The sequence below is a fragment of the Calidifontibacillus erzurumensis genome, assembly GCF_013303125.1.
Classification (GTDB): Bacteria; Bacillota; Bacilli; order Bacillales; family Bacillaceae_J; genus Calidifontibacillus; species Calidifontibacillus erzurumensis.
Window position 1 is genome coordinate 33,680 of the sequence record NZ_JABTTE010000007.1, and the last position, 26,064, is coordinate 59,743.

At 37.8% G+C, this 26,064-nt stretch carries 24 protein-coding genes, 2 tRNA genes, 1 pseudogene and 1 other annotated feature; of the genes and pseudogenes, 24 read left to right on the top strand and 3 right to left on the bottom strand.

What is annotated here, in order from left to right; all coding sequences use genetic code 11:
- Window positions 1-18 precede the first annotated feature (18 nt).
- From HR057_RS07145 to HR057_RS16985, 5 genes and pseudogenes are all read left to right on the top strand, one after another.
- Window positions 19-792 carry an electron transfer flavoprotein subunit beta/FixA family protein gene (locus HR057_RS07145; protein ID WP_173730754.1) on the top strand — a complete coding sequence of 258 codons (774 nt, stop codon included), beginning with the start codon at window positions 19-21 and terminating at the stop codon, window positions 790-792.
- A gap of 18 nt (window positions 793-810) precedes the next feature.
- On the top strand, window positions 811-1,788 hold the full coding sequence (locus HR057_RS07150) for an electron transfer flavoprotein subunit alpha/FixB family protein (RefSeq protein WP_173730755.1): 978 nt from the start codon (window positions 811-813) through the stop codon (window positions 1,786-1,788).
- A 325-nt stretch (window positions 1,789-2,113) separates the two neighbouring features.
- Window positions 2,114-2,428, top strand: coding sequence for a thioredoxin (gene trxA, locus HR057_RS07155; RefSeq protein WP_173730756.1), 315 nt, complete (start codon window positions 2,114-2,116; stop codon window positions 2,426-2,428).
- A 102-nt stretch (window positions 2,429-2,530) separates the two neighbouring features.
- On the top strand, window positions 2,531-4,312 hold the full coding sequence (gene uvrC / locus HR057_RS07160) for an excinuclease ABC subunit UvrC (RefSeq protein ID WP_173730757.1): 1,782 nt from the start codon (window positions 2,531-2,533) through the stop codon (window positions 4,310-4,312).
- A gap of 297 nt (window positions 4,313-4,609) precedes the next feature.
- Window positions 4,610-4,877 (top strand): annotated as a pseudogene (locus HR057_RS16985) (hypothetical protein); the annotation flags it as partial.
- A 19-nt stretch (window positions 4,878-4,896) separates the two neighbouring features.
- Here the strand turns inward: HR057_RS16985 and HR057_RS07165 are convergent.
- Window positions 4,897-5,337, bottom strand: a complete 441-nt coding sequence (locus tag HR057_RS07165) for a YslB family protein (protein ID WP_173730758.1) — start codon at window positions 5,335-5,337, stop codon at window positions 4,897-4,899.
- A gap of 351 nt (window positions 5,338-5,688) precedes the next feature.
- Between HR057_RS07165 and HR057_RS07170 the strand changes: the two genes are divergently transcribed.
- The 3 genes from HR057_RS07170 to sdhB all read left to right on the top strand — a co-directional run bounded on the left by HR057_RS07170 (window position 5,689) and on the right by sdhB (window position 8,918).
- The gene (locus HR057_RS07170; RefSeq protein WP_173730759.1) at window positions 5,689-6,318 is read left to right on the top strand and encodes a succinate dehydrogenase cytochrome b558 subunit; all 630 of its coding nucleotides are present in this window, start codon (window positions 5,689-5,691) and stop codon (window positions 6,316-6,318) included.
- 102 nt (window positions 6,319-6,420) lie between these two features.
- On the top strand, window positions 6,421-8,160 hold the full coding sequence (gene sdhA / locus HR057_RS07175; RefSeq protein ID WP_230474381.1) for a succinate dehydrogenase flavoprotein subunit: 1,740 nt from the start codon (window positions 6,421-6,423) through the stop codon (window positions 8,158-8,160).
- Window positions 8,161-8,162: 2 nt separating this feature from the next.
- The gene (gene sdhB / locus HR057_RS07180) at window positions 8,163-8,918 is read left to right on the top strand and encodes a succinate dehydrogenase iron-sulfur subunit (RefSeq protein WP_173730761.1); all 756 of its coding nucleotides are present in this window, start codon (window positions 8,163-8,165) and stop codon (window positions 8,916-8,918) included.
- A 451-nt stretch (window positions 8,919-9,369) separates the two neighbouring features.
- Here sdhB and HR057_RS07185 read toward each other — a convergent pair whose 3' ends face one another.
- On the bottom strand, window positions 9,370-10,569 hold the full coding sequence (locus HR057_RS07185) for a helix-turn-helix transcriptional regulator (protein WP_173730762.1): 1,200 nt from the start codon (window positions 10,567-10,569) through the stop codon (window positions 9,370-9,372).
- Between the two features lie 435 nt (window positions 10,570-11,004).
- Between HR057_RS07185 and HR057_RS07190 the strand changes: the two genes are divergently transcribed.
- The 8 genes from HR057_RS07190 to HR057_RS07225 all read left to right on the top strand — a co-directional run bounded on the left by HR057_RS07190 (window position 11,005) and on the right by HR057_RS07225 (window position 15,710).
- A complete protein-coding gene (locus HR057_RS07190; RefSeq protein WP_173730763.1) occupies window positions 11,005-11,229 on the top strand; it encodes a helix-turn-helix domain-containing protein in 225 nt (74 codons plus the stop codon).
- Window positions 11,230-11,357: 128 nt separating this feature from the next.
- Complete coding sequence (gene racE / locus HR057_RS07195; RefSeq protein ID WP_173730764.1) at window positions 11,358-12,152, top strand: glutamate racemase; 795 nt, start codon at window positions 11,358-11,360, stop codon at window positions 12,150-12,152.
- A 92-nt stretch (window positions 12,153-12,244) separates the two neighbouring features.
- A complete protein-coding gene (locus HR057_RS07200; RefSeq protein ID WP_173730765.1) occupies window positions 12,245-13,330 on the top strand; it encodes a GerMN domain-containing protein in 1,086 nt (361 codons plus the stop codon).
- A 188-nt stretch (window positions 13,331-13,518) separates the two neighbouring features.
- A complete protein-coding gene (gene rph, locus HR057_RS07205) occupies window positions 13,519-14,274 on the top strand; it encodes a ribonuclease PH (RefSeq protein ID WP_173730766.1) in 756 nt (251 codons plus the stop codon).
- Window positions 14,275-14,286: 12 nt separating this feature from the next.
- On the top strand, window positions 14,287-14,895 hold the full coding sequence (locus HR057_RS07210) for an XTP/dITP diphosphatase (protein WP_173730767.1): 609 nt from the start codon (window positions 14,287-14,289) through the stop codon (window positions 14,893-14,895).
- Window positions 14,896-14,927: 32 nt separating this feature from the next.
- A complete protein-coding gene (locus tag HR057_RS07215; RefSeq protein ID WP_173730768.1) occupies window positions 14,928-15,443 on the top strand; it encodes a metallophosphoesterase family protein in 516 nt (171 codons plus the stop codon).
- Window positions 15,444-15,545: 102 nt separating this feature from the next.
- A tRNA-Gly gene (locus HR057_RS07220) sits at window positions 15,546-15,619 on the top strand.
- A gap of 17 nt (window positions 15,620-15,636) precedes the next feature.
- Window positions 15,637-15,710: transfer RNA gene (locus tag HR057_RS07225), tRNA-Arg, on the top strand.
- Between the two features lie 248 nt (window positions 15,711-15,958).
- Here HR057_RS07225 and HR057_RS17355 read toward each other — a convergent pair.
- Window positions 15,959-16,165 (bottom strand): transposase, encoded by a 207-nt coding sequence (locus HR057_RS17355; protein ID WP_173730769.1) that lies wholly within the window; start codon window positions 16,163-16,165, stop codon window positions 15,959-15,961.
- Window positions 16,166-16,478: 313 nt separating this feature from the next.
- On the opposite strand from HR057_RS17355, the gene HR057_RS07235 reads away from it, so the two are divergent.
- The 8 genes from HR057_RS07235 (at window position 16,479) to leuC (ending at window position 26,055) form a co-directional block, all read left to right on the top strand.
- On the top strand, window positions 16,479-17,123 hold the full coding sequence (locus HR057_RS07235; protein WP_173730770.1) for a TetR/AcrR family transcriptional regulator: 645 nt from the start codon (window positions 16,479-16,481) through the stop codon (window positions 17,121-17,123).
- Window positions 17,124-17,178: 55 nt separating this feature from the next.
- Entirely contained in the window at window positions 17,179-17,643 is a 465-nt protein-coding gene (locus HR057_RS07240) for a DUF2269 family protein (RefSeq protein ID WP_173730771.1), read from the top strand.
- A 455-nt stretch (window positions 17,644-18,098) separates the two neighbouring features.
- Window positions 18,099-18,386, top strand: a binding site (T-box leader).
- A gap of 145 nt (window positions 18,387-18,531) precedes the next feature.
- Complete coding sequence (gene ilvB, locus HR057_RS07245) at window positions 18,532-20,205, top strand: acetolactate synthase large subunit (protein WP_196237884.1); 1,674 nt, start codon at window positions 18,532-18,534, stop codon at window positions 20,203-20,205.
- Window positions 20,202-20,714: an acetolactate synthase small subunit gene (gene ilvN / locus HR057_RS07250; protein ID WP_173730773.1), complete on the top strand. Its 513-nt coding sequence runs from the start codon at window positions 20,202-20,204 to the stop codon at window positions 20,712-20,714. The genes ilvB and ilvN overlap by 4 nt, the downstream gene beginning before the upstream one ends.
- 124 nt (window positions 20,715-20,838) lie before the next feature.
- Window positions 20,839-21,864, top strand: a complete 1,026-nt coding sequence (gene ilvC, locus HR057_RS07255) for a ketol-acid reductoisomerase (RefSeq protein ID WP_173730774.1) — start codon at window positions 20,839-20,841, stop codon at window positions 21,862-21,864.
- Entirely contained in the window at window positions 21,851-23,395 is a 1,545-nt protein-coding gene (locus HR057_RS07260) for a 2-isopropylmalate synthase (RefSeq protein ID WP_173730775.1), read from the top strand. The genes ilvC and HR057_RS07260 overlap by 14 nt, the downstream gene beginning before the upstream one ends.
- A gap of 35 nt (window positions 23,396-23,430) precedes the next feature.
- Window positions 23,431-24,540 carry a 3-isopropylmalate dehydrogenase gene (gene leuB / locus HR057_RS07265; protein WP_173730776.1) on the top strand — a complete coding sequence of 370 codons (1,110 nt, stop codon included), beginning with the start codon at window positions 23,431-23,433 and terminating at the stop codon, window positions 24,538-24,540.
- Between the two features lie 96 nt (window positions 24,541-24,636).
- The gene (gene leuC / locus HR057_RS07270; RefSeq protein ID WP_173730777.1) at window positions 24,637-26,055 is read left to right on the top strand and encodes a 3-isopropylmalate dehydratase large subunit; all 1,419 of its coding nucleotides are present in this window, start codon (window positions 24,637-24,639) and stop codon (window positions 26,053-26,055) included.
- The last annotated feature ends 9 nt before the right edge of the window (window positions 26,056-26,064 follow it).

Below are 26,064 nucleotides of genomic sequence, written 5' to 3' on the forward strand. Positions count from 1 at the left end.
ATATAAGGAGGATTGACAATGAATATTTTTGTAATTATGAAAAGAACATTTGACACAGAAGAAAAAGTTACTATTTCTAACGGTAAAATCAATGAAGATGGAGCAGAATTCATCATTAACCCTTATGATGAATATGCATTAGAAGAAGCAATTCGTCTAAAAGAAAAGCATGGCGGAGAAGTAACGGTTGTTACTGTTGGTAACGAAGATTCCGAAAAAGAACTTCGCACAGCCCTAGCTATGGGTGCAGATAAAGCTGTATTAATTAATATCGAAGACGATATTGAAGATGGAGATCAATTTACAACAGCAGCTGTGTTAGCTGAATACCTAAAAGAACAAGAATTTGATTTAATTTTAGGTGGAAATGTGGCGATTGACGGAGGTTCTGGACAAGTTGGTCCGCGTGTAGCTGATGCGCTAAATATTAACTATGTTACAACAATAACAAAAATCGATATTGATGGTTCAAAAGTAACAGTTGTCCGCGACGTTGAAGGTAACAGCGAAGTGATTGAAACTGCGCTGCCACTTCTAGTAACAGCACAACAAGGCTTAAATGAACCACGTTATCCTTCATTGCCGGGGATTATGAAAGCGAAGAAAAAGCCGCTTGATGAACTTGAATTAGATGACTTAGATCTTGATGAAGATGATGTAGCTAGTAAAACAAAAACAATTGAAGTTTATTTGCCGCCGAAAAAAGAAGCAGGAAAGATTCTTGAAGGCGAACTAGAAGATCAAGTGAAAGAATTAGTAAAATTGTTGCAAACAGAAGCAAAAGTAATTTAGACAGGGGGAGGACGTACAATGGCAAGAAAAGTATTAGTTGTTGGTGAAGTTCGTGAAGGTGGTTTGCGCAACGTTTCTTTCGAAGCGATTGCAGCTGGTAAGCTCATTGCTGAAGGTGGAGAAGTCGTTGCCGTTTTGATTGGTGATTCTGTGAAAGAATTGGGCAACGCTATGATCCATTATGGTGCAGATCGCGTCGTCGTTGTTGAAAATGACCAATTGAAAAATTATACAACAGATGGCTATTCCCAAGCATTGCTAGCTGTTATTCATGCAGAAAATCCAGAAGGCATTGTGCTCGGCCATACTGCCCTAGGAAAAGATTTATCTCCAAAAATTGCTGCGAAACTTCAATCAGGTCTTGTTTCCGATTGCGTGGATGTTGAAGTAGCAGGTGGCAATATTGTATTTACAAGACCTATTTATTCAGGGAAAGCTTTTGAAAAGAAAATCATTACCGATGGACTTATTTTTGCAACGATCCGTCCGAACAACATCACTCCACTTGAAAAAGATGAATCACGTGCAGGAACAATTTCAACATTAGATGTTGAAATAAAAGATTTAAGATCTGTAATTAAAGAAGTTGTACGAAAAGCATCTGAAGGAGTCGATCTTACTGAAGCAAAAGTTGTTGTTGCAGGCGGCCGGGGTGTAAAAAGTGCAGAAGGATTTAATATATTAAGAGAATTGGCGGATGTCCTAGGCGGTGCTGTTGGTGCTTCCCGTGGTGCGTGCGATGCTGAATATTGCGATTATTCATTACAAATTGGCCAAACTGGTAAAGTTGTTACACCAGATTTATATATTGCATGCGGTATTTCCGGTGCTATTCAGCATTTGGCAGGAATGTCAAACTCAAAAGTGATCGTTGCGATCAATAAAGATCCTGAAGCAAATATTTTTAATGTAGCTGATTACGGTATTGTTGGAGACTTATTTGAAGTTGTTCCATTATTAACAGAAGAATTTAAGAAAATTAAAGTAAATGCTTAATCTAATAATAAGGAAATTAATTTTTTAAAAACGTGCAGGATAACCACTGCACGTTTTTTCCTTTGCATCCCAGGAAACATGGGAAATGACACAAAAATTTTTTATATTTTTGGCTTATTGATGTGGTATTATAAGTCAGAGAAAACTTATTTTCACTTATAATAAGGAGCGGACGAATAATTGTTTTTGTTAAAAGTCGTTCGCAAATGGAGTATTCCATTAACTGAATGGGAATATTGAAAAAGAGCAAAAGATTCGCTTCAGTTTACTTCAAGTGATATACTTTAAAATACATTGAACAAATGTTATTTAAGGAGGATATATTATGGCAATTGTTAATGCTACTGACCAAAGTTTTTCAACTGAAACTAGCCAAGGCGTCGTACTTGTTGATTTCTGGGCACCATGGTGTGGACCATGTAAAATGATTGCGCCTGTATTAGAAGAACTTGATGCTGAAATTGGAGAAAAAGTTAAAATTGTCAAAGTTGATGTAGATGAAAATCCAGATACTGCCGCAAAATTTGGAGTCATGAGCATTCCGACACTTATCATTTTTAAAGATGGCGAAAAAGTTGACCAAGTGATTGGTTTCCAACCAAAAGATGCTCTTTTAGAAAGATTACAAAGCCATATTTAATTAAAAATAAGCCAGTTCTTGGCTTATTTTTTTATGGTTAAAAAATCAGCATTGCAATGACAGCAAAGGTATGTTCTACTATCTGTGGGGGAGGTGTAAAATATGCATCAACAATTAAAAGAAAAACTAAAGCTATTGCCAGACCAGCCGGGGTGTTACTTGATGAAAGACCGGCATGGTACGGTGATTTATGTCGGAAAAGCGAAAGTATTAAAAAACCGGGTGCGTTCGTATTTTACCGGCTCCCATGACGGAAAAACGGCGAGGCTAGTATCTGAGATCGTTGATTTCGAATATATTGTCACATCATCTGACTTGGAAGCTCTCATACTTGAAATGAATTTAATAAAAAAGCATGATCCGAAATACAATGTCATGCTTAAAGATGATAAAAGCTATCCTTACTTAAAAATAACAGCGGAGAAACATCCAAGGCTAATTACGACGCGAAATGTAAAAAAAGATAAAGGAAAATATTTCGGTCCTTATGCAAACGTTGGGGCAGCTAATGAAACGAAAAAATTGTTGGACCGTCTTTATCCATTAAGAAAATGCTCCACTCTCCCAGATCGGGTTTGCTTATATTATCATATGAATCAATGTTTAGCCCCTTGTATTAGAGAAGTGCCAGAAGAGGAAAATAAACGTTTAGTTGATGAAATAACGAAATTTTTAAATGGCGGCTATCAAGATATTAAAAAAAATTTAATGGAAAAAATGTACAAAGCTTCTGAAGAGCTTGATTTTGAACGGGCAAAAGAATATCGCGATCAAATCGCACATATCGAATCAGTAATGGAAAAGCAGAAAATGAACTTAAATGAATTTATTGATCGCGATGTATTTGGCTATACGTATGATAAAGGCTGGATGTGTGTTCAAGTCTTTTTCATTCGCCAAGGAAAATTAATTGAACGCGACGTTTCGTTTTTTCCTTTTTACAATGAACCAGAAGAGGATTTCCTCACTTTTTTAGGGCAATTTTATTTAAAAAGCAACCATATTAAACCGAAGGAAATTTTTCTACCGGAAGAAATTAAAGGTGAATATGCGGAGAAACTTGTTGAAGTAAAAGTTGTTCAACCGAAAAGAGGCAAGAAAAAAGAATTGGTAGATTTGGCTATTAAAAATGCCAAAATAGCTTTAAAGGAAAAGTTTGCCCTCATTGAAAGAGATGAGGAAAGAACGATTAAAGCAGTCGAAAATTTAGGCAAAAAAATGAGGATTCCTACACCCCATCGTATAGAGGCTTTTGATAATTCCAACATCCAAGGTACAGATCCTGTATCTGCGATGATTATGTTCGTAGATGGTAAGCCGGAGAAAAAAGAATACCGAAAATATAAAATTAAAGGCGTAGAAGGTCCTGATGATTACGCATCGATGAGAGAAGTAACAAGGAGAAGGTATACAAGATTGTTAAAAGAACAATTACCGCTTCCGGATTTAATCATTATCGATGGCGGTAAAGGGCACATTCAAGCGGTAAAAGATGTTCTTGAAAATGAATTGGGGATCGACGTGCCGGTTTGCGGGTTATCTAAAGATGAAAAACATAGGACTTCAGAGCTGCTTTTCGGAGACCCGCCTGACGTTATTCCGCTTGATCGAAATAGTCAAGAGTTTTATTTGTTACAAAGGATACAAGATGAGGTCCATCGCTTTGCCATTACATTCCATCGTGAACTGCGCGGAAAAACAGCTTTTAAATCGGTGTTAGATGATATTCCGGGTGTCGGTGCCCAAAGAAAGAGGAAATTGCTGTCTCATTTTGGTTCTGTGAAAAAATTAAAAGAAGCGACAGTAGAAGACTTGATTGCATTAAAAATTCCAAAAAATGTTGCTGAAAATATTCATAAACATTTACAAGAACAAGGGGAATAACAATCGACTTGGAGGTTGCCCGTTTCCTAAACGACCGGAAGGAGAGGCAACTTCCATTTTAATGTTCGTTTTATCTTGTTTTAGGTGAGAAGACTCCTGCTTCAATGGAGCAAAGTGGAGTAAGTGGGAGATGGATCGCCCTATTTAATTTTACTGAATCTATCCTATTTTCAGTAAAATATAGATAATATAGTTAGATGGTAAGTGAAAAAATATATTTTAGTATCAAGCAGAAGCTTAATGGTTTGACGAAAGAAGAGTAAAAAGCTACATGGCACGGCAAATTTTGAAAAAGGTGATGGCGACGAGATCCCTGAATACAATGCTGACCATCCAATAGATTATAAATTCAGCGGCAAACGCATCAAACGCGGATTGTATCGATCCGAAGTCCGGCAAACTGATTAATGCTGATGTGAAAGGGGCATGAACATTTTAAAGAAAAGTAAAGCTGTAGACCTGAGTGTCTTATGCTCTAGCGGGTGAAGTGGACAAGCCTCAAAGAATAAGGATTGCTAAAAGCAGTCAAACTTCTTTGGAAGCCCCCACTTCAAATATACGCTAGAAAATTAAGTAGGGATAGTTCACTCCCATTTGACTGTAATCAAAACGGATTTTGTTTTTTTTTGCTGAAGTTCCATTGCTTCTGCTTCTTTTTCTAAAATGTTTTGCAGCTGTTCCGCTAAAAAGCCGGCTTCCAATTGATAAGAGTAATCAACATTTCGTTCGAATCGATTGGCAATTAAGTCGCTTGTAAGCTGAAAGACCATTTCATTTTTATTTTCTTTCATGAGAGAAATTTGTCCAAGACCGGATTTTTCAAAAAAATGTACGACCTCTTCAATGGATTTTAAAGGGTATTTCCGGGCAATATTTTTACCGCCCCAATAAAGGATTGATTGATAGTCTTTTCCGAGGATATCTTTTAGAAAAGTATAGCGAATCAATTCATAGCCGAATGCAGGAACTGTTAATTGATGGAATTCTTCTTGTGATCTTTCTGTCTGATTTTTTTTTGTAAACAATCAAAACCACCCTTTCCTAAACTTTATTATTAATCTTTTTCGGTTCGTTGGCAATAAAACGTTTTTGTAAGAAATGTATAAAAAAATGAATAGAATGACTGTCGAAGGTAAGGAATATATTGAAAATTTTGTATAAAAATGCAACAAATCGAATTTTTCGAATCTTTATTAATGGGTATTCTTGACGGGTTTTGTAGAGAGGAGTAAAATGAACATGTCACAGATTATTCAAAGAAGCTTCACCTATGATGCTTCTTTGTGTTTTTTTACTTACGGGGAGGCAGGAGGATTATCGTTCGGACTAAAAAATTTTTATTAAAAAATTGAAAGGTATTAAAGGGGGGCAAAACTATGGCAAAAGACCGTGAGTTTTTAAACCGGAGACTACACTCTTTATTAGGGATCATTCCGGTAGGTCTGTTTTTAGTTGAACATTTACTTGTGAATCACTTTGCAACTCGAGGAGCATCTGCGTTTAACGCAGCCGCTAATTTTATGGCAAATTTACCATTTGTTCATTTCCTAGAGGTATTTTTAATTTTCTTACCATTATTATATCATGCAGTTTACGGGCTCTATATTGCCTTTACTGCGAAAAACAATGTCAGCAGATTCGGCTATTTTAGAAACTGGATGTTCCTCCTTCAACGTGTAACTGGTATTATTACATTAATTTTCGTTGTGTGGCACGTTTGGCAAACCCGTATCGCAGCTGCCTTTGGTGCAGAAGTAAACTTTGATATGATGACAAACATCCTAGATAACCCAGCCATGCTTGTATTCTATATTGTTGGAGTACTTTCAGCCGTATTCCATTTTTCGAACGGATTATGGTCATTTTTCGTCAGCTGGGGACTTACAATTACTCCTCGTTCCCAACAAGTATCCACTTATGTGACAATGGGTATTTTCGTATTAATTTCAATCGTAGCAATGCGAGCTCTATTTGCATTCTTAGATCCACAATTAGCAAACTTGTAAGAATCAGACCGTTATGAGAGTTTCGGATCAAACAAATTCGGGGAGTGAGTTATTTTGAGTAAAGGAAATCTTGTAATTGTCGGCGGCGGCTTGGCAGGCTTAATGGCAACTGTAAAAGCTGCAGAGGCCGGAGTTCGAGTTGATTTGATATCATTAGTTCCTGTAAAGCGTTCTCACTCTGTATGTGCGCAGGGTGGGATTAACGGTGCAGTAAATACAAAAGGTGAGGGAGATTCACCTTGGATCCATTTCGATGATACAATTTACGGCGGCGACTTCCTAGCAAACCAACCGCCAGTAAAAGCGATGTGTGAAGCAGCGCCTGGTATTATCCACTTATTTGACCGTATGGGTGTTATGTTCAACCGTACACCAGAAGGTTTATTGGATTTCCGTCGTTTCGGTGGTACTCAACATCACCGTACAGCATTTGCTGGGGCAACTACTGGTCAGCAATTGTTATACGCATTAGATGAGCAAGTGCGCCGTCATGAAGTTGCAGGACTTGTTACGAAGTATGAAGGATGGGACATGCTCTCATTAATCCTTGATGAAAACCAAGAGTGCCGTGGTGTAGTGGCTCAAGATATGCGTTCACATGAAATCCGCGCATTTAAAGCTGACGCTGTTATTATGGCAACAGGTGGTCCGGGAATCATCTTTGGTAAGTCAACAAACTCTATGATTAATACTGGTTCAGCTGCATCTGCCGCTTACCAACAAGGTGTTTATTATGCGAACGGTGAGTTCATTCAAATTCACCCAACAGCAATCCCTGGCGATGACAAACTTCGCTTAATGAGTGAATCTGCTCGTGGTGAAGGCGGACGCGTTTGGACATATAAAGATGGAAAACCGTGGTATTTCTTAGAAGAAAAATATCCTGCGTACGGAAACCTTGTACCACGTGACATCGCTACTCGTGAAATTTTCGATGTGTGCGTGAACCAAAAATTAGGTATTAACGGTGAAAACGTAGTATTCCTAGATCTTTCACATAAAGATCCTAAAGAGCTTGATATCAAGCTTGGCGGTATTATTGAAATTTATGAGAAATTTACAGGTGATGACCCTCGTAAAGTTCCGATGAAAATCTTCCCAGCTGTTCACTATTCAATGGGCGGCATGTGGGTAGACTATAACCAAATGACAAATATTCCTGGCTTGTTTGCTGCTGGTGAATGTGATTATTCACAACACGGTGCAAACCGTCTAGGTGCGAACTCATTGTTATCTGCAATTTATGGAGGAATGGTTGCTGGACCAAATGCGGTTGAATATATGAGAAACCGTGCGAGAGCAACTGATTCATTGCCTGAATCTGTATTCGAACAGCAAGTTCGCCTTGAAGAAGAAAAATTCAATAAGCTCATTTCAATGGATTCTGGTTCTGAAAATGCTTACGTGATCCATAAAGAGCTTGGTGAATGGATGACAGATAATGTAACAGTTGTTCGTTACAATGATCGTTTATTAAAAACGGACGAAAAGATTCAAGAATTACAAGAACGTTGGGAAAAAATCAATATTAATGATACAGCTAAATGGAGCAACCAAGGCGTTATGTTTACGCGTCAGTTAAAGAACATGCTTCACCTTGCACGCGTAATTACATTAGGTGCATACCATCGTAACGAAAGCCGTGGTGCGCATTACAAACCAGAATTCCCTGAGCGTAATGACGCTGAATGGTTAAAAACAACAAAAGCGAAGTACAACCCAGAGAAGAATGCTCCAGAGTTCTCTTATGAAGATGTTGATATTTCGCTCATTAAACCGCGTAAACGCGACTATACAAAGAAAAGTAAAGTAGAAGAAAGACAAGAGGAGGCGGCAAAATAATCATGAGTGAAAAAACAGTTCGTTTAATTATTCAACGTCAAGATTCACCAGATTCTGCCCCTTATGAGCAAGAGTTCGAAGTACGTTATAGACCAAATATGAACGTAATTTCAGCATTGATGGAAATCCAACGCAATCCTGTAACGGTTAAAGGGGAAAAAGTTGCGCCTCCAACTTGGGATATGAACTGTTTGGAAGAGGTTTGCGGTGCCTGTTCAATGGTAATTAACGGCAAACCTCGCCAATCTTGTTCAACTTTGATAGACCATCTTGAGCAGCCGATTCGTTTGCAGCCAATGCGTACATTCCCGGTTGTACGTGACTTGCAAATTGATCGCAGCCGCATGTTTGATTCATTAAAGAAAGTAAAAGCATGGATTCCGATCGACGGCACATACGATCTTGGTCCTGGTCCAAGAATGCCGGAAAGAAAACGCCAATGGGCTTATGAATTAGCAAAATGTATGACTTGTGGTGTATGTTTAGAGGCTTGTCCAAATGTAAACGACAAATCAAACTTTATTGGACCTGCTCCTCTTTCACAAGTTCGCTTATTTAATACACACCCAACCGGTGCTATGCATAAAGAAGAGCGCATGGAAGCGATTATGGGCGACGGCGGTCTTGCGAACTGCGGAAATTCACAAAACTGCGTTCAATCTTGTCCGAAAGGAATTCCTTTGACAACATCGATTGCAGCATTAAACAGAGAAGCAACTGTACAAATGTTCAAGAACTTCTTTGGCAGCGACAAATAATAGTTTTGAAAACAAATATAAAACCAAGCCTCAATCATAGAGGTTTGGTTATTTTTTTTGTTATGGTTCAATTGTTATAGAAGAGGTAATCTAAAAAGCTCTGAAAAAGCTTCACGATTTTTAAGTTTCTTATGTTTTTGACTTTAAAATGTAGGAATTGGAAAAATAAAATTGTATTCAAGTAAAAAATAGAGTCGCCTTGTAAGTAACTCATTCCTTTAAAAAGTAATTATTAGTAATTTATGATACTAATAAATTCCTGTATGGAAAACAGGCTATGTGTTTAAATAAACGCAGTTCTTATTGATATCGCTTTGTGTTTAGCAAGACTTTGTTTATATTTTAGCGGTAACTTATTAAATATAGTTATTTAATTGAAAGCGACATTTTACAAAAAAAAAAAAAAAACGGCGTGATGCCGATTAAATAGTAATTTATAGAAATCATTCAATTATTCATTAACGGTAATGATATGAGCTTCACGGTATTCACTAGGTGACATACCTGTTTGTTTTTTAAAGATTGAACTGAAATAGTTTGGTGTATTAAATCCAACTTGGGAAGCGATCGATTCGATTGTATCATTCGTATTTGCAAGCAAATATTTTGCTCTTTTAATACGAATGTTGGTAACATATTCTACGAAAGAGACTCCAAGTTCTTTTTTGAACAAGCGACTAAAATACGTATGACTTAAATGAACTTTATTAGCCACTTTTTTAATTGACAAGTCTTCATGGAAGTAATTTGATATATATTCAATACATTTTTGTAAATTTTGGTCTTTTGTTAATTCTTCATAGAAGCAAAGCAGGCTACCTTCGCTAATAGCTCGTCCCAATGCTTTGCGGGCTTCACGATAAGGTTGATTTAAGCTTAATGGTTCATTGTAGACAGATCCTACCCCAGCGTGCAGCGTGATGCCGAAATCCTTTTGAATTTCCTCGATCAGTTTTAATAAATAGTAACGAATTTGATCCCATTCACGTATAGATTTATATACATACGGAATATGGAACAGAATCGCCAAATAGCGAGGAAATGATACGAAATAAACATCTTTTACCCAATGTGATAGATGGTTTTTAATCGCGGAGCGAAGATGGCCGCGAATAATACGTCTTCCTTCCTCATTTTCAATAAATTCTTGTGCCCCTTCTGTTCCTTGGACAAGGCAAACAATATTCGGGACGCTTTCCATTTTCGCTAATGTTTGATATTGCTTCAATTCTTCTTCTGTTTTTATTTCTCCATATAATAGCCTTCTTAAAAACATTTCACGGACAATTGGTAAATCAGCTAATTCTGCAATGGTGGATTTGATTGCACCTATAAAAGCATTTTTCCGCACCGGATTTAATAATAGAGCTTGAACATGCAAGTTAACTGCAATTGGGGCGGTTTTTAAATTTTCTTCATCCATAATGATAATTAGTTTGCTTTGCAAATGCTTTTTCCGAAGACGGTTTATTTTCACCCAGTCAAACGATTTGTTAATTTTTGAGATAACAATGTCAATCTGGATATTTCCGTCATATTCTTCGGAAAAGATTTGATAATGACCGTCTAGCGCTTCATTAATCCAAGGTACGATTTGCTCTTTTGTTTCAGAATCGAAGCCAGCAAGCTTTACATTGTACATGGTATACATGTGATAAGTCCTCCCCTAATCCAATACCAATCGAAAGTGTATAGAATGTAATTAAAGAAAATTTAAAAATTTTTACTGCATCTATTATACTAAATTTTCGTCAAGATGTGACATTCTTTTAAATAAGTTACAAAAATTATTCACAATAATTGGCTATTTTGCAAAATAAAGTATGTTATAAATATCTTAATGTGTTTTACTTATTAGTTTTACAGAAAGGTATGACAGGGTTTAATTATGAATTATAAAAATATTTTAATATAATAATCCCATAATAAATTTCAAAAATCAACATTTGTGAAAATTTTCTATAAAAACCAATTGACAACTAAAAAGCTAATAAGTCACAGTCTTATTCAAACTATCATATTATATCGTGACTAAATATATTCCCTTCAAGCACAACTCATGCCCTGGTAAGGAGGGAAAAATTGATTGAAGGAAAATAACTACCAACCGAAGCCGCTGCTCACAAAAAGAGAAAAAGAGGTTTTCGAACTACTGGTCCAAGATAAAACAACGAAAGAAATCGCAGAAGAGCTTTTTATTAGCGAAAAAACAGTACGAAATCACATTTCAAACGCCATGCAAAAATTGGGAGTTAAGGGGCGCTCTCAAGCAGTTGTGGAACTCCTTAGAATGGGGGAACTAGAATTATAATTTACGAAGGCTGGCATTGCCAGCCTTTCAATTTTTGATGGATATGCTAAGTAATTGTGCTATAATAAAACTTTGGAAAATACTTTGATACTGCATAGTAAATACATAACAAATGAGGCGATCTACTTTTGAATAGACGTATTGGTGTTATTGATTCAGGAGTTGGCGGTTTAACAGTAGCAAAAGAATTAATGAGACAGCTGCCAAAAGAAGAAATAATTTATTTAGGTGATACGGCTCGCTGTCCGTATGGTTCAAGACCAATTGAGGAAGTTCGGGCATTTACTTGGGAGCTTACGAAATATTTGCTAAACTTTAACATTAAAATGTTAGTGATAGCTTGTAATACTGCAACAGCACTTGTTTTAGATGAAATAAGGGCGAATATCGATATTCCTGTTGTTGGTGTAGTACACCCAGGTGCTAGAGCAGCTTTAAAAGTGACTAGAAATAATCATATCGGTGTGATTGGTACCGTAGGCACTATTAAGAGCGGCTCTTATGAACATGCATTAAAAAGTATCAACCACGATGTAGTAGTTAAAAGCCTTGCTTGCCCTTTATTTGTACCCCTTGTTGAAAGCGGAAATTATGAAAGGGAAGAAGCTTTTCATATTGTTGAACAAACGTTGCAGCCGTTAAAAGAGCATGATATTGATACGCTTATATTGGGTTGCACCCATTATCCGATTCTTCGTTCGATCATTCAGGAAGTGATGGGAAAGAAAGTGAAACTAATCAGTTCAGGCGATGAAACTGCAAGGGAAGTTAGTGCGATTCTTCACCATTCCGGCTTGCTCGTAACAGAAAAAAGAGTGCCTGAGCATTTGTTTTTGACTACAGGACCTAAAGAAATTTTTCAACAAATTGCGTCAAAAATATTTGAACATCCTGTTTATAATGTTAAATCAATACATTTGTAGACAAAAAGCCTTCCGTTTGGAAGGTTTTTTTGTTCTAAAACAACCATGAGCTCGTATATATAGTAGTACAAACTGCCATGGGAGGGAAAAGTATGTTTAAAATAAAAAAGACAGGAATCATTGCCTCATTTCTAGCTTTGACAGCATTATTGACAGGATGTGCATTGGGAGGTGAACAAGCAGTAAATCAAACGAAAGATAACGAGTTTCCGCAGGAAGTTACATATGTTGAAGAAGAAACGTTGGAACAAACTCCTGCTTCTACAGATGAAGTGGAAAGCAAGGATGAGGCGCAAGTAGAAGAGACTGTACAAAGAGAACTTTATTTATTCGATAAAAATGGTTATGTTGTTCCGCAAATGATTCCACTACCAAAAACAAAAGAAGTTGCCAAGCAAGCGCTCGAATATTTAGTAGAAGGTGGCCCGATCACTGAACTTTTGCCAAATGGATTCCGAGCTGTCCTGCCGCCTGGAACGATGGTGAACGGGGTAAACTTATTAGAGGATGGTACGTTAGTTGTTGATTTCTCAAAAGAGTTTGCTAATTATAAAGCGGAAGATGAATTAAAAATATTACAAGCCATCACATATACATTGACACAATTCGACACAGTGAAAAAAGTAAAAATTCAAATCAATGGCCACGACCAAACACATATGCCTGTGAATGGTACACCAATCAATCAAGGAACAAGCAGGGCAATAGGCATTAATTTTGATAATGGTGAAGTCGTGGATGTTACAAATAGTAAAGCGGTGACGCTTTACTTTCTTGCCCAAAATGGGGACAACACATATTATGTTCCAGTTACGAGAAGAATTGATAAAAACGTAAAAAATACGTATGAAGCAACGGTAAAAGAATTAATTAAAGGTCCGGATCCTCGTTCAGGATTGTATACAGAACTTCATGATGATATTGCATTAATTGATGAGCCAACGTATAAAAATGGTACGGTAACTTTAAATTTTAATGAAGGTATTTTAAATAGTTTGGAAGGAACTGCATTGTCGCAAAACATCATTAATGAAATTGTACTTTCTTTAACGGAACAAGATGGGGTAGAAAGTGTTGCTATAAAAGTGAATGGAAAAGAAAAATTATTAACCGACAAAGGAGTAGAAATCTCTTCTCCAGTATCAAGACCAAAATCTGTGAATACAGGTAGTTTTTAATAGCGCATCTTTGATATAATTGTTTTGCGAATGGAAAGGGCCGGCGAACAGATGCCGCCTTTTTTATTTCTTTAATCAAGTATATACAAAAAAAATCATGACCAAAGTATAATGGGGGAACGGAAACAGCAGGAATGAAGGGAAAACGGCTGTTCTATACGGATCAAAAAATGCAAGGAGGATCTTCTATGAGGATTGACGGGAGACAAAATGATGAATTAAGACCAATACATATTGAAACAAACTATTTAAAGCATCCTGAAGGATCTGTGCTAATTACAGTAGGAGATACAAAAGTAATTTGTGCCGCAAGCATTGAAGATCGTGTGCCGCCTTTTTTGCGTGGACAAGGAAAAGGGTGGATTACTGCTGAATATGCAATGCTCCCTAGGGCAACGGAGCAGAGAAATATGCGTGAATCAACAAAAGGAAAAGTTTCTGGCAGAACAATGGAAATCCAACGCCTAATTGGTCGTGCGCTCCGCTCTGTTGTAAACCTTGATCTCGTTGGCGAGCGTACGATATGGATCGATTGCGATGTCATCCAGGCAGATGGAGGAACTAGAACGGCTGCCATTTCCGGTTCTTATGTTGCGATGGCACTTGCATTAGGAAAACTGACTGAAAAAAATGAGTTCAAGGAATTGCCAATTACTGATTTTTTAGCAGCCACATCAGTAGGAATTGATCCGGAGATCGGGGAAATTTTAGATTTGAATTATGTTGAAGATTCAAAAGCAAGTGTTGATATGAATATTGTGATGACTGGAAAAGGCAAATTTGTTGAACTGCAAGGAACTGGGGAAGAAAGCACATTTTCGAAAGATCAATTGGAACAGTTGCTTAGCCTTGCGGAAAAAGGTATTAGAGAAATTATAGATATTCAAAAAGAAGCGCTTGGAGATCTTGCGCAAAAAGTATTAGAAAATGAAAAAAAAGAATAAGGAGAGACCAAATTGAACAAGTTTGATGAAATTTTAATTGCAACAAAAAATATAGGAAAAGTGAACGAATTCCAGGCGCTATTTGAAAAGAAAGGTATTCGTGTTAAGTCTCTACTAGATTATCCAGAATCGATTGATGTAGAAGAAACAGGCTCTAGTTTTGCTGAAAATGCAAAACTAAAGGCCGAAGCATTTGCAAAACAATTTAATAAAGTTGTCATAGCTGATGATTCAGGCCTTTGTGTCGATGCTTTAAATGGCTCTCCTGGTGTTTTTTCTGCCCGGTATGCAGGAGAAGAAAAAGATGATGAAGCAAATTTGCAAAAAGTGTTGGAAGAATTAAAAGGAGTTCCATTTGAGAAACGAACAGCAAGATTCCATTGTGTTTTAGCAGTTGCTTTTCCTAATAAAAAAACAAAAATTTTTGAAGGAACCTGCGAAGGCTATATTGCTGAAGAACCGGTGGGAGAAAACGGTTTTGGGTATGACCCGATTTTTTATTTACCTAATCTTAAAAAGACAATGGCACAACTAACAACTGAAGAAAAAAATCAAATCAGCCACCGCGCTCGCGCATTGAAAAAACTTCAAGAAAATTTAGATTTGCTTATTCATATTTAGTATGAACCTGTTTCAAGAAAGATGGGAGAGACATGAAAGTTTTAATTGTAAGCGATAGCCACGGATTAAAGGAAGAGCTTATTGAGTTGAAAAATAGGTACATGACAGAAGTAGATGCAATGATCCATTGTGGGGATTCAGAACTTGAAAGCAGCTCAAATGAACTATCAGGATTTTTAGTCGTCAAGGGAAATTGTGATTTTGATCGCAGTTTTCCTAGTGACCAATTGGTCAACCTTAACCATTTGCCTTTTTATATTACCCATGGTCATTTGTATAATGTGAAAATGACTTTATTAAATTTGCGATACCGAGCCGAAGAAGTTGGAGCTAAAATTGTATGCTTTGGACATTCCCATATTGCTGGAGCCGAGTTGATTGATGGTATACTTTTCATTAATCCTGGAAGCATTCGTTTGCCGCGAATGAGAAAAGAAAAAACATATTCGATCTTGGAAATTGACGATAATAAAAATGCTATAGTAAGATTTTATTCTATAGATGGATTAGAAATACCGGGCCTAAAAGTTGCATGCAAAATAGGTTAGAGAAAATTCTCTAACCTATTTAAAAAAAAGTGTTGACATAGTAGAACAGATCATTTATATTATTAATTGTCGCTAGTTGATATAAAAAATTAATCAATAAATGCGGGTGTAGTTTAATGGTAAAACTTCAGCCTTCCAAGCTGATGTCGTGGGTTCGATTCCCATCACCCGCTCCATTTAAAATAAATATGATGTCCCAGTAGCTCAGCTGGATAGAGCATGCGCCTTCTAAGCGCACGGTCGGGAGTTCGAATCTCTCCTGGGACGCTACTAAAAAGACTGGAGAAAATTTCTTCAGTCTTTTTTATATTATATAAAATTATATAAAAATTATATTATTTTGGCTAAGCAGTAAACAATGTTTCTTTGTCAATTGGTGCTGGTTAATATTTTTAGATAACTCTAATAGTAAAATGTAATCGGATCCCTTAGAGGGGTGTTTGAATACTCTAAGCTTTTTTATGGCTGTTAGATTTTGAATGATTAGAATTCGATTTTTAAAGTGGAAGAAACATTTATAACCAAATGCAAATACTTTTAATCACCTTAATCTTATTATTAATGCCTTCCAGAACACCGTTGTTATAATCGGTATTAAACGTATTTTCAATGTAATTTATGTATATGTTTATCGTCTTGATGGCCGTTTTCATATAGCTGGAAGCGTTCTTTTGTTGATCGGATAGAGCCTTCTTTAAAAGATTAAAATTCTTGGTTTTCATACAATATCACATCGTATGGTATAACTCGTATGAAGCTTTTAATTTAGGATTAAGATCTACCAGATAGCCGCTGAAATCAATTTCACGCATTAGTTTTTTAAAGTATCAGTTTTTGTCACTTGTCTCATTATTTTTTGAAAAAAATTAGTGTTGGTTTTTATTCACCAACACTAAAAATTATAGAACCCAATTTGTAAGGAATAAAAAAATTGTCCACAAATACTTGACTCGGACCGCACGGGAATGATTCTTGAAAAAGGAAAAAAGATTTGATAAATTTTAATAAACACTGTTTATTAAAAGGGGGAAACGAATGAACAACCCGATTAATTCGGACAATAAAACTTCCAGACTTTTCGGACGACGGCGAAAAGGGGATCAGAAAGAGCAGATGCGCCAGCTTATGTTGAATGCGGCAAGCGAGTTGTTTATCGAACAAGGCTACAACGCTTTTTCCATGCGAAAACTGGCGGAAAAGATCGGCTATGCTCCCGCCACGTTGTATTTATATTTCACCGATAAGGACCAACTGTTGTTCTGTGTTGTTGACGACGCTTTTACCCGCTTTCGGAACGATTTGGCGCAAGCTGCCGAAAGCGTGTCGGATCCGTGGGAACGGTTAGGCCGGATCGGAGACGCTTATATCCGGTTCGGTTTAACCCACCCGGCATATTATCAGTTGATGTTTATGTGGCGGGTCGATTATTTGCTGCAAGCGAGGCACGGGGAAGAGGCACCGCGGATGGAAGCCTTTCAGGTGTTGCTGGATGCGGTGAAATACGCGCAAAATTTGGGCGCCATTAAATCGGGAGAGGCGCAGGCATACAGCGATTTGTTGTGGGCAACCATGCACGGTATTGTGGCGCTGGCCATCCAGATTCCCGCTTTTTCGGAAGAACGAATAGCAAAATTGACAGCTCAGGCGAAAGAAATGCTTTATCTGGCATTAAAGCCATAATTTTTTTTAGACTTTTAATGAACGGTGTTTATTATAATTTTTGGGGGAGTGAAACGTGAACCTGCTGCTGTTTTTACATTTAACCGGGGTGGTATTGTTGTTGGGGAATTCCCTGACGGTGGCGTTCTGGAAAATTAGGGCCGATTACAGCAAAGATTTGCAACAGACGTTGCAGACAGCGAAAAATATTATGATTGCGGATTATGTTTTTACCATTCCTTCCATCGCCCTCATTCTGATTTCGGGTCATTTGCTCGCGGTAAACGCCGGTTATTCGGTATTGGATTTGAACTGGCTTGGCCTCTCCTACGGATTGTTTGTTTTGTCCGGCGTCATCTGGTTGGTCGTATTGTTGCCAGCCCAGGCCAAAATGATCCGGGAAGGGAACATTTCGTTGCATCAAGGTGCCGTGACGAAAGAGTTTGTCCGCGCTTCCCGTCGTTGGAATATGTATGGCATTGTTTCAACCATCTTGCCATTAGCCGCCATGGTGCTCATGGTATGGAAGCCGGATTTTTAATGAAATGTGATGAACTGTGGTAAAAATATTAAACCATGTCATGATTAATTGCGGCTTCAGATTGAAGACAAACTCCCGCGTGGTAACCACCGCCGCGGGAGTTTGTCGATAGTCTGTCCACCAACTTGGGTTGGTGGCGCATGTTCGGGAGTTTAAATCTCTCCTGAGATGCTACTAAAAAGACTGGAGATTAATTTCTTCGGTCTTTTTTCATTATATAAAAATTATATTTTTTAGGCTAAGCTGTAAACAATAATGAATGTGTTTAATCCTCCAACTATTTTAATATAGAATTTTCAAAACAAAAAAATGAAAAATTTTTTGAATCGTAAAAATGTTGATATATAAGAGATGGAAACGCATACAGACACTTCTGTTTTATCAAAATTATCAAATTATTATAAAAAAGAGGGTTGACTGAAACGAAATTACGGAGTAAGATAATCCTCAAATAAATCAAAACGTTGACGAGGATAAGTAATCTCAGGATCGCATCTATAGAGAGCCGGTGGTTGGTGCAAACCGGTGGTGTCCCTGATGGTGAACTCACCTCTGAGTGTCAATCTGAACGATCACAAAGGAGATACTAGTAGGATTGGCCGAGTGTTGAACACAGCACTCGTTACAAAAACGAGCGTAGCAATGTTTTTTTATAGGACATTGTCGCTCATGAGGTGGTGCTTCGAAAGGAGCATCGCAATTAAGGGTGGTATCGTGGAGAGTTAAACCTTTTCACCCCTTTGCTTTCGGGCTAATATGGGGTGAAAAGGTTTTTTATATTTTGAAATGAATAATGTTAACAATTAAATTGAAATATTTAAGAAATAGGAGGCTTTTATAGTGGGTACGAATGTAAAAGCAGAGCAAGAAAAAGCAATACCCCAGAAGATGAATGGCGGAAGGATGTTGGTTGAAGCTTTAAAAGCTGAAGGTGTAGAAGTGATTTTTGGCTATCCAGGCGGAGCTGTTTTACCGATTTATGACGAATTTTACGATTCAGGCCTTCATCATGTTTTAACAAGGCATGAACAAGGTGCCATCCATGCTGCAGAAGGATATGCACGTATTACTGGCAAACCGGGGGTTGTAATCGTTACTTCTGGTCCTGGAGCAACGAACATTGTAACTGGTTTAGCGGATGCGATGATGGATTCATTGCCGTTAGTTGTATTTACAGGTCAGGTAGCTACAAGTGTAATTGGTTCTGATGCATTCCAGGAAGCGGATGTTATTGGAATTACAATGCCAATTACGAAATACAGTTATCAAGTACGCTCAACTGAAGAACTTCCAAAAGTCATTAAAGAAGCATTCCATATTGCAAATTCAGGACGTAAAGGACCGGTCTTAATCGATATTCCGAAAGACATTGCCGTTGGGACAGATACTTTCAATTATGATGAAATTGAAGTAAATATTCCGAGCTATCAGCCGAACTATATTCCAAATCATCTGCAAATTCGGAAAGTTGTTGAAGCTGTAAGCTCTGCGAAAAAACCGGTAATTTTAGCAGGTGCAGGTGTTCTTCATGCAAATGCTCATGAAGAGTTACGAATTTATGCTGAGCAGCAAAATTTGCCAGTTGTAAATACTTTGCTAGGCTTAGGGTCATTCCCAGGAAACCATGAACTCTTTTTAGGAATGGGCGGAATGCATGGAACATACACAGCTAATATGGCTATGTATGAATGTGATTTGCTCATTAATATCGGAGCACGGTTTGATGATCGTTTAACAGGAAACTTGGCTCATTTTGCTCCAAATGCAAAAGTCGTTCATATTGACATAGATCCTGCTGAAATTGGTAAAAATGTCCCTACGCATATTCCGGTAGTTGCCGATGCGAAAGAAGCTTTAAAAGCTTTAATTGCTGAAGACGGGGCAAGAGGAGATTATTCAATTTGGTTGAAAAAGTTAAGAAATTGGAAAGAAGAGTACCCGCTTCAATATAAAAGAGAAATTAATGTATTGAAACCGCAACGTTTAATTGAACTCATCCATGAAAAAACGAATGGAAATGCAATTGTAACAACCGATGTCGGTCAACATCAAATGTGGGCAGCCCAATATTATAAATTTGATAAACCTAACAGATGGGTAACTTCCGGTGGTCTTGGAACAATGGGCTTCGGGTTGCCAGCTGCGATTGGTGCTCAACTTGCCAGTCCAAATGACACGGTTGTATCAATAGTCGGCGATGCAGGTTTTCAAATGACATTGCAAGAGTTATCAGTAATTAAAGAGAAAAACCTACCGATCAAAATTGTAATTGTTAATAACAGTGCTCTAGGAATGGTTCGCCAATGGCAAGAACTGTTCTATGAACAACGCTATTCTCATTCATTAATTCATGAGCAGCCAGATTTTGTGAAGTTGGCTGAAGCTTATGGAATAAAAGCTTTAAGGGCAACGAATGAAGAAGAGGCATCCAATGTCTTAACAGAAGCTTTTGCATATAATGGCCCAGTTCTATTGGATTTCCGGGTGGCACCGTTGGAAAAAGTTTATCCGATGGTTGCTCCAGGAAAAGGAATTCACGAAATGGCAGGTGTGAAATTATGAAAAGGATTGTAACAGCAACGGTTAATAATCAACCTGGTGTTTTAAACCGGATCACAGGATTATTTACAAGAAGAGACTATAACATTGAAAGTATTACTGTTGGTGTAACTGAAAATCCGCAAATTTCAAGAATGACATTTGTTGTTAATGTAGAAGATGATGCAAAAGCTGAACAGCTGACAAAACAACTAAATAAACAAATTGATGTCATTAAAGTTCAAGATATTACTGATCAACCAATTATAGAAAGGGAATTAGCTCTCATTAAAGTTGTAAGCAATCCACAAACACGAAATGAGCTTGCAGGAATTATTGATCCATTTAGAGCAAGCATCGTTGATGTCAGCCGTGATTCCTTAGTCATTCAAGTAACTGGAGATAGCCAAAAAATCGAAGCGCTGATCGAACTCGTTCGTCCTTATGGTATTAAAGAAATTGCCAGAACCGGCACAACGGCATTTGCCCGCGGTTCAAAAAAGAGCAATGGACATACAGCATTTTCAATTTAGTATTTTAATTTAGTTAAAGCTTGGCTTTATTAATTAAATTTTCGTTTAATAAAGCCTTCATTAATAAAAAATCATTTTCAATTTGAATAATTAAAATTAATAAAAATAGGGGAGAGATTTAAACATGGCAAAAGTATATTATAACGGAGATGCAAATGAAGCAGTACTTAATGGGAAAAAGGTAGCAATCATTGGCTATGGTTCACAAGGCCACGCTCATGCCCTTAACTTAAAAGAAAGCGGCGTTGATGTAATCGTTGGTATTCGCCCAGGTAAATCTGCAGAACAAGCGAAAGCTGATGGTCATACAGTAATGTCTGTAAAAGAAGCTGCTGAAGCTGCTGACATTATCATGATTTTATTACCAGATGAACATCAACCAAAAGTATATAACGAAGAAATTAAACCAGGACTAAAAGCTGGCAAGTCATTAGTATTTGCCCATGGTTTCAACATTCACTTCGGTCAAATTGTACCGCCAGAAGACGTGAACGTATTCTTAGTTGCTCCTAAAGGTCCAGGACATCTTGTACGCCGTACGTACACAGAAGGTGCGGGAGTTCCTGCATTAATTGCTATCTATCAAGATGCAACTGGAAATGCGAAAGAGCTTGCGTTAGCATACGCTAAGCAAATCGGTTCTACTCGTGCAGGCGTTCTTGAAACAACGTTTAAAGAAGAAACAGAAACAGACCTATTCGGTGAGCAAGCTGTTCTTTGCGGTGGAACAACTGCACTAGTAAAAGCAGGCTTTGAAACATTAGTAGAAGCAGGTTACCAACCAGAAGTTGCTTACTTTGAATGTCTACATGAATTGAAATTAATCGTAGACTTAATGTACGAAGGCGGCCTTGCAAATATGCGCTATTCTATTTCTGATACAGCCCAATGGGGTGACTTTGTTTCAGGGCCACGCGTCATTGATGCGGGTGTTAAAGAGCGCATGAAAGAAGTGTTAAAGGACATTCAAACTGGTAAATTCGCAAAAGGCTGGATTTTAGAAAACCAATTGGGACGCCCTGAATTTAATGCGATTAACCGCGCTGAAAATGAACATTTAATTGAAAAAGTTGGCGCTGAGCTTCGTGAAATGATGCCATTTGTAAAACCAAGAAAACCAAAGGAAGTGGTTGCTAGTGCGAAAAATTAATATTTTTGATACTACTCTTCGTGACGGTGAACAGTCAGCTGGTATTAACTTGAACTTTTCTGAAAAAATGGAAGTTGCCCGCCAGTTGGAACGTTTAGGTGTTGATATTATTGAAGCCGGGTTTCCGGCTTCTTCTAAAGGAGATTTCCGTGCAGTTAAAGAAATTGCAGAAGCTATTCGCAACTGCTCTGTAACTGGGTTATCACGCTCCAATATGAAAGATATTGATATTTCCTGGGACGCATTAAAAGGTGGAGCCGAACCTAGACTGCATCTTTTTATAGCCACTTCTCCTATTCATATGCAATATAAGCTGCAAATGACACCGGAACAAGTGCTTGAGACAGCTGTTGAATCGGTGAAATACGCTGCTAAAAAATTCCCGATTATTCAATTTTCTTGTGAGGATGCAACGAGAAGCGAATTACCATTTCTTGCAAAAATTGTTCAGGCAGTCATTGAAGTAGGTGCAAGAGTGATCAATATTCCTGATACAGTTGGCTATACAACACCGAAAGAATATGGGCAAATTTTCAATTATTTAAAAGAAAATGTACCTGATATTGATAAAGTAATTTTATCAGCCCATTGCCATGATGACTTAGGAATGGCAGTTGCCAATTCTTTATCTGCTATCGAGCATGGTGCTAACCAAATTGAAGGAACAATTAATGGTATTGGTGAACGGGCAGGAAATGCTGCTCTTGAAGAGATTGCTGTTGCTCTTCATATTCGCAACGATTATTATCAAGCAAAGACAGGTTTGAATTTGCAGCAAATTAAAAATACGAGCACTTTAGTAAGCAAGCTTACTGGTGTTGTCGTACCTCCAAACAAAGCGGTCGTTGGTAAAAATGCATTTGCTCATGAATCAGGCATCCATCAAGATGGTGTCTTAAAAGAGAAAACAACGTATGAAATTATTTCTCCTGAATTAGTCGGTGTACCATCTAATGATTTGGTGCTTGGTAAACATTCAGGCCGTCACGCTTTCCGTAATCGTTTGGAAGAACTTGGTTATCAACTTTCAACTGAAGAAATTAATAAATTATTTGTCGCCTTTAAAGAGCTTGCAGATAAAAAGAAAGAAATTACAGACGATGATTTATTATCGCTTATTTATGAAGAAAAACTTGGCAGTTCCGTTAAGTATTATGAATTAAAAACGTTGCAAGTACAGTATGTTACTGACCAAGTAACAACTGCAACCATTTCCATGACAACACCTGAAAACGAAGAAGTTCATGAAGCGTGCACGGGTTCAGGAAGTGTAGAAGCGATTTACAATACATTAGAAAGAATAATTGGTTCTCCTGTTCATTTGAAAGATTACCGAATTCAAGCAAATACAAGCGGCCGAGATGCACTTGCTGAAGTATTCGTAAAAATCGAATTCGAAAATATGACAGCAAGCGGAAGAGGTACAGCTCAAGATGTGCTTGAAGCTTCTGCAAAAGCTTATATTAATGCAGTCAACCGTGTTCTAGTGCAAAAACAATATCGTGAAGAAATGCAAAACGTATTGAAATAGATTGTTAGAAAAATAGTATGAAAGGAGGAATACATTTGCAAAAGAAAATTGCAGTATTGCCTGGAGATGGAATCGGAAAAGAAATCGTAGCAGGAACCGTACAAGTAATGCAAACGATCGCCGAACAGTTTAACCATCAATTCGAGTTTGAATACGGCTGTATTGGTGGAGAAGCTATTGATGTTGACGGCAATCCGCTTCCTGAAGAAACAGTTTCTCTTTGCAAAAATAGTGATGCGATTCTTTTAGGGGCCGTTGGCGGTCCAAAATGGGATAATAATCCACCAGCTTTGCGTCCAGAAGCTGGGCTGCTAGCAATCCGCAAAAAAATGGGCTTGTTTGCGAATTTGCGACCTGTTCAAGCTATTCCAAGCCTTGCAGACGCATCAACTTTAAAGAAAGAAGTCATTGATGGAGTCGATCTAATGATTGTCCGTGAATTAACTGGGGGCATTTATTTCGGCACCCCGCGGGAACGGAGAATAGAAAACGGAAAAGAGTTAGTCGTCGACACGCTTTCTTATACTAATGAAGAAATTGAAAGAATTATCCGAAAGGCTTTTGATCTGGCGATGATCCGCCGGAAAAAAGTGACATCAGTCGATAAAGCGAATGTGCTCGAATCAAGCAGAGTTTGGCGGGAGATTGCCAATAATGTCGCAAAAGACTATCCAGAAGTTGAATTGGAACATATGCTTGTCGATAATGCGGCCATGCAGTTAATTAGGAACCCGAAACAATTTGATGTCATTGTTACTGAAAATATGTTCGGAGATATTTTAAGTGATGAAGCATCCATGCTTACTGGTTCTCTTGGCATGTTAGCATCGGCAAGCTTGTCAGCCGATGGACCAGGTCTATATGAGCCAGTCCACGGATCCGCTCCGGATATTGCTGGACAAAATAAAGCCAATCCATTAGCAACCATTTTATCAGCTGCTATGATGTTGAAGTATTCCTTCAATCTTATCGAAGAAGGAAATACAATTGAAGAAGCTGTTAATCAAGTGTTAGAACAAGGATATCGGACAGCTGATATTGCTGATGGAGCAAAATATGTACTTACAACGACAGAAATGGTAGAACAAGTTATCCGCCAAATAAAAGAGATCGCACAAAACAAATCGATGTCAGCCAACGCTTAATGGCTGGCATCGATTTTTAAAAAGTGGTTTTAAACAATTTTTCTAAAAAAACTCACCATCATTTTATTAATAGAGAAAAAATAAAGGAGGAACAGTATGGGGACGCCAAAAACGATTATTGAAAAAGTTTGGGAAGCACATGAAGTGGTTTCAGAAAAAGGAAAACCGTCCTTGCTATATATTGATTTGCATTTAGTCCATGAAGTAACATCACCACAGGCATTCGAAGGATTACGTCTGAAAAACCGCAAACTAAGAAGACCTGATTTAACATTTGCAACGATGGATCACAATGTTCCTACCGATAATAAATTTCTCATTAAAGATGAAATTGCTAAAAAGCAAATTGAAACATTAAAACAAAATTGTGAAGATTTCGGAGTTGAAATTGCTGATTTAAATAGTCCTGATCAAGGGATTGTTCATGTGATCGGACCAGAGCTTGGCCTAACACAACCTGGTAAAACAATTGTATGTGGCGACTCCCACACAGCAACACACGGAGCATTTGGTGCCCTTGCTTTTGGTATTGGGACAAGTGAAGTTGAACACGTGATGGCGACTCAAACGCTTTGGCAAGTAAAGCCAAAAACGATGAAAGTTGAAATAACAGGAAAACTTGGACCAGGCGTAACGGCTAAAGATGTTATTTTGGCATTTATTGCAAAATATGGTGTCAATTTTGGAACAGGCCATATTATCGAATATACAGGTGATGTCATTCGCAATATGACGATGGAAGAAAGAATGACCATTTGTAATATGTCAATTGAAGCTGGTGCTAAAGCAGGATTAATCAGCCCAGATGAAACGACCATTAATTATTTAAGAGGAAGAAAGTATGCACCAAAAGGAGAAGAGTTTGAAAAAGCTGCAAAAGAATGGCTAGCGCTTGCTACCGATGAAGGTGCTACTTATGACAAAGTCGTTACATTAAAAGGTGAAGAAATCGAACCAATTGTTACTTGGGGTACGAACCCTTCAATGGGTATACCTGTAAACGGAACAATTCCATACCCGGAAGACTTCGAAAATGAATCCGATCAAAAAGCAGTACGCCAAGCATTAGAATATATGGGATTGGAACCAGGCACACCAATTACAGATGTAAAAATTCAACATGTCTTTATTGGATCCTGTACAAATTCACGCTTAAGTGATTTAAGAGCCGCTGCAAATATCGTAAAAGGTAAAAAAGTGGCTCCAGGTGTTCGTGCTTTAGTAGTTCCAGGTTCACAAAAAGTAAAAATGGAAGCTGAAAAAGAAGGCTTAGATAAAATCTTTATTGAAGCTGGATTTGAATGGCGTGAAGCGGGCTGCAGTATGTGCTTAGGAATGAATCCTGATATTGTTCCTGAGAAAGAACGTTGCGCTTCTACATCAAACCGTAACTTTGAAGGCCGCCAAGGAAAAGGTGCAAGAACACATCTAGTTAGCCCGGAAATGGCAGCAGCAGCAGCTATTGCTGGTCATTTTGTCGATGTGCGCACGTTTATGAAAGAAACCGTGCAGTAATGTGAAGGG

What these genes read in the sequence shown, in the direction of transcription:
- HR057_RS07215 (WP_173730768.1), top strand. Translation starts at nt 14,928, where the DNA reads ATGAAAGTTTTAATTGTAAGCGATAGCCACGGATTAAAGGAAGAGCTT.
- HR057_RS07185 (WP_173730762.1), bottom strand. Translation starts at nt 10,569, where the DNA reads ATGTATACCATGTACAATGTAAAGCTTGCTGGCTTCGATTCTGAAACA.
- ilvC (WP_173730774.1), top strand. Translation starts at nt 20,839, where the DNA reads ATGGCAAAAGTATATTATAACGGAGATGCAAATGAAGCAGTACTTAAT.
- ilvN (WP_173730773.1), top strand. Translation starts at nt 20,202, where the DNA reads ATGAAAAGGATTGTAACAGCAACGGTTAATAATCAACCTGGTGTTTTA.
- HR057_RS07150 (WP_173730755.1), top strand. Translation starts at nt 811, where the DNA reads ATGGCAAGAAAAGTATTAGTTGTTGGTGAAGTTCGTGAAGGTGGTTTG.
- sdhA (WP_230474381.1), top strand. Translation starts at nt 6,421, where the DNA reads ATGGCAACTGTAAAAGCTGCAGAGGCCGGAGTTCGAGTTGATTTGATA.
- HR057_RS07200 (WP_173730765.1), top strand. Translation starts at nt 12,245, where the DNA reads ATGTTTAAAATAAAAAAGACAGGAATCATTGCCTCATTTCTAGCTTTG.
- rph (WP_173730766.1), top strand. Translation starts at nt 13,519, where the DNA reads ATGAGGATTGACGGGAGACAAAATGATGAATTAAGACCAATACATATT.
- leuC (WP_173730777.1), top strand. Translation starts at nt 24,637, where the DNA reads ATGGGGACGCCAAAAACGATTATTGAAAAAGTTTGGGAAGCACATGAA.
- sdhB (WP_173730761.1), top strand. Translation starts at nt 8,163, where the DNA reads ATGAGTGAAAAAACAGTTCGTTTAATTATTCAACGTCAAGATTCACCA.
- HR057_RS17355 (WP_173730769.1), bottom strand. Translation starts at nt 16,165, where the DNA reads ATGAAAACCAAGAATTTTAATCTTTTAAAGAAGGCTCTATCCGATCAA.
- HR057_RS07170 (WP_173730759.1), top strand. Translation starts at nt 5,689, where the DNA reads ATGGCAAAAGACCGTGAGTTTTTAAACCGGAGACTACACTCTTTATTA.
- trxA (WP_173730756.1), top strand. Translation starts at nt 2,114, where the DNA reads ATGGCAATTGTTAATGCTACTGACCAAAGTTTTTCAACTGAAACTAGC.
- ilvB (WP_196237884.1), top strand. Translation starts at nt 18,532, where the DNA reads ATGAATGGCGGAAGGATGTTGGTTGAAGCTTTAAAAGCTGAAGGTGTA.
- uvrC (WP_173730757.1), top strand. Translation starts at nt 2,531, where the DNA reads ATGCATCAACAATTAAAAGAAAAACTAAAGCTATTGCCAGACCAGCCG.
- HR057_RS07145 (WP_173730754.1), top strand. Translation starts at nt 19, where the DNA reads ATGAATATTTTTGTAATTATGAAAAGAACATTTGACACAGAAGAAAAA.
- HR057_RS07235 (WP_173730770.1), top strand. Translation starts at nt 16,479, where the DNA reads ATGAACAACCCGATTAATTCGGACAATAAAACTTCCAGACTTTTCGGA.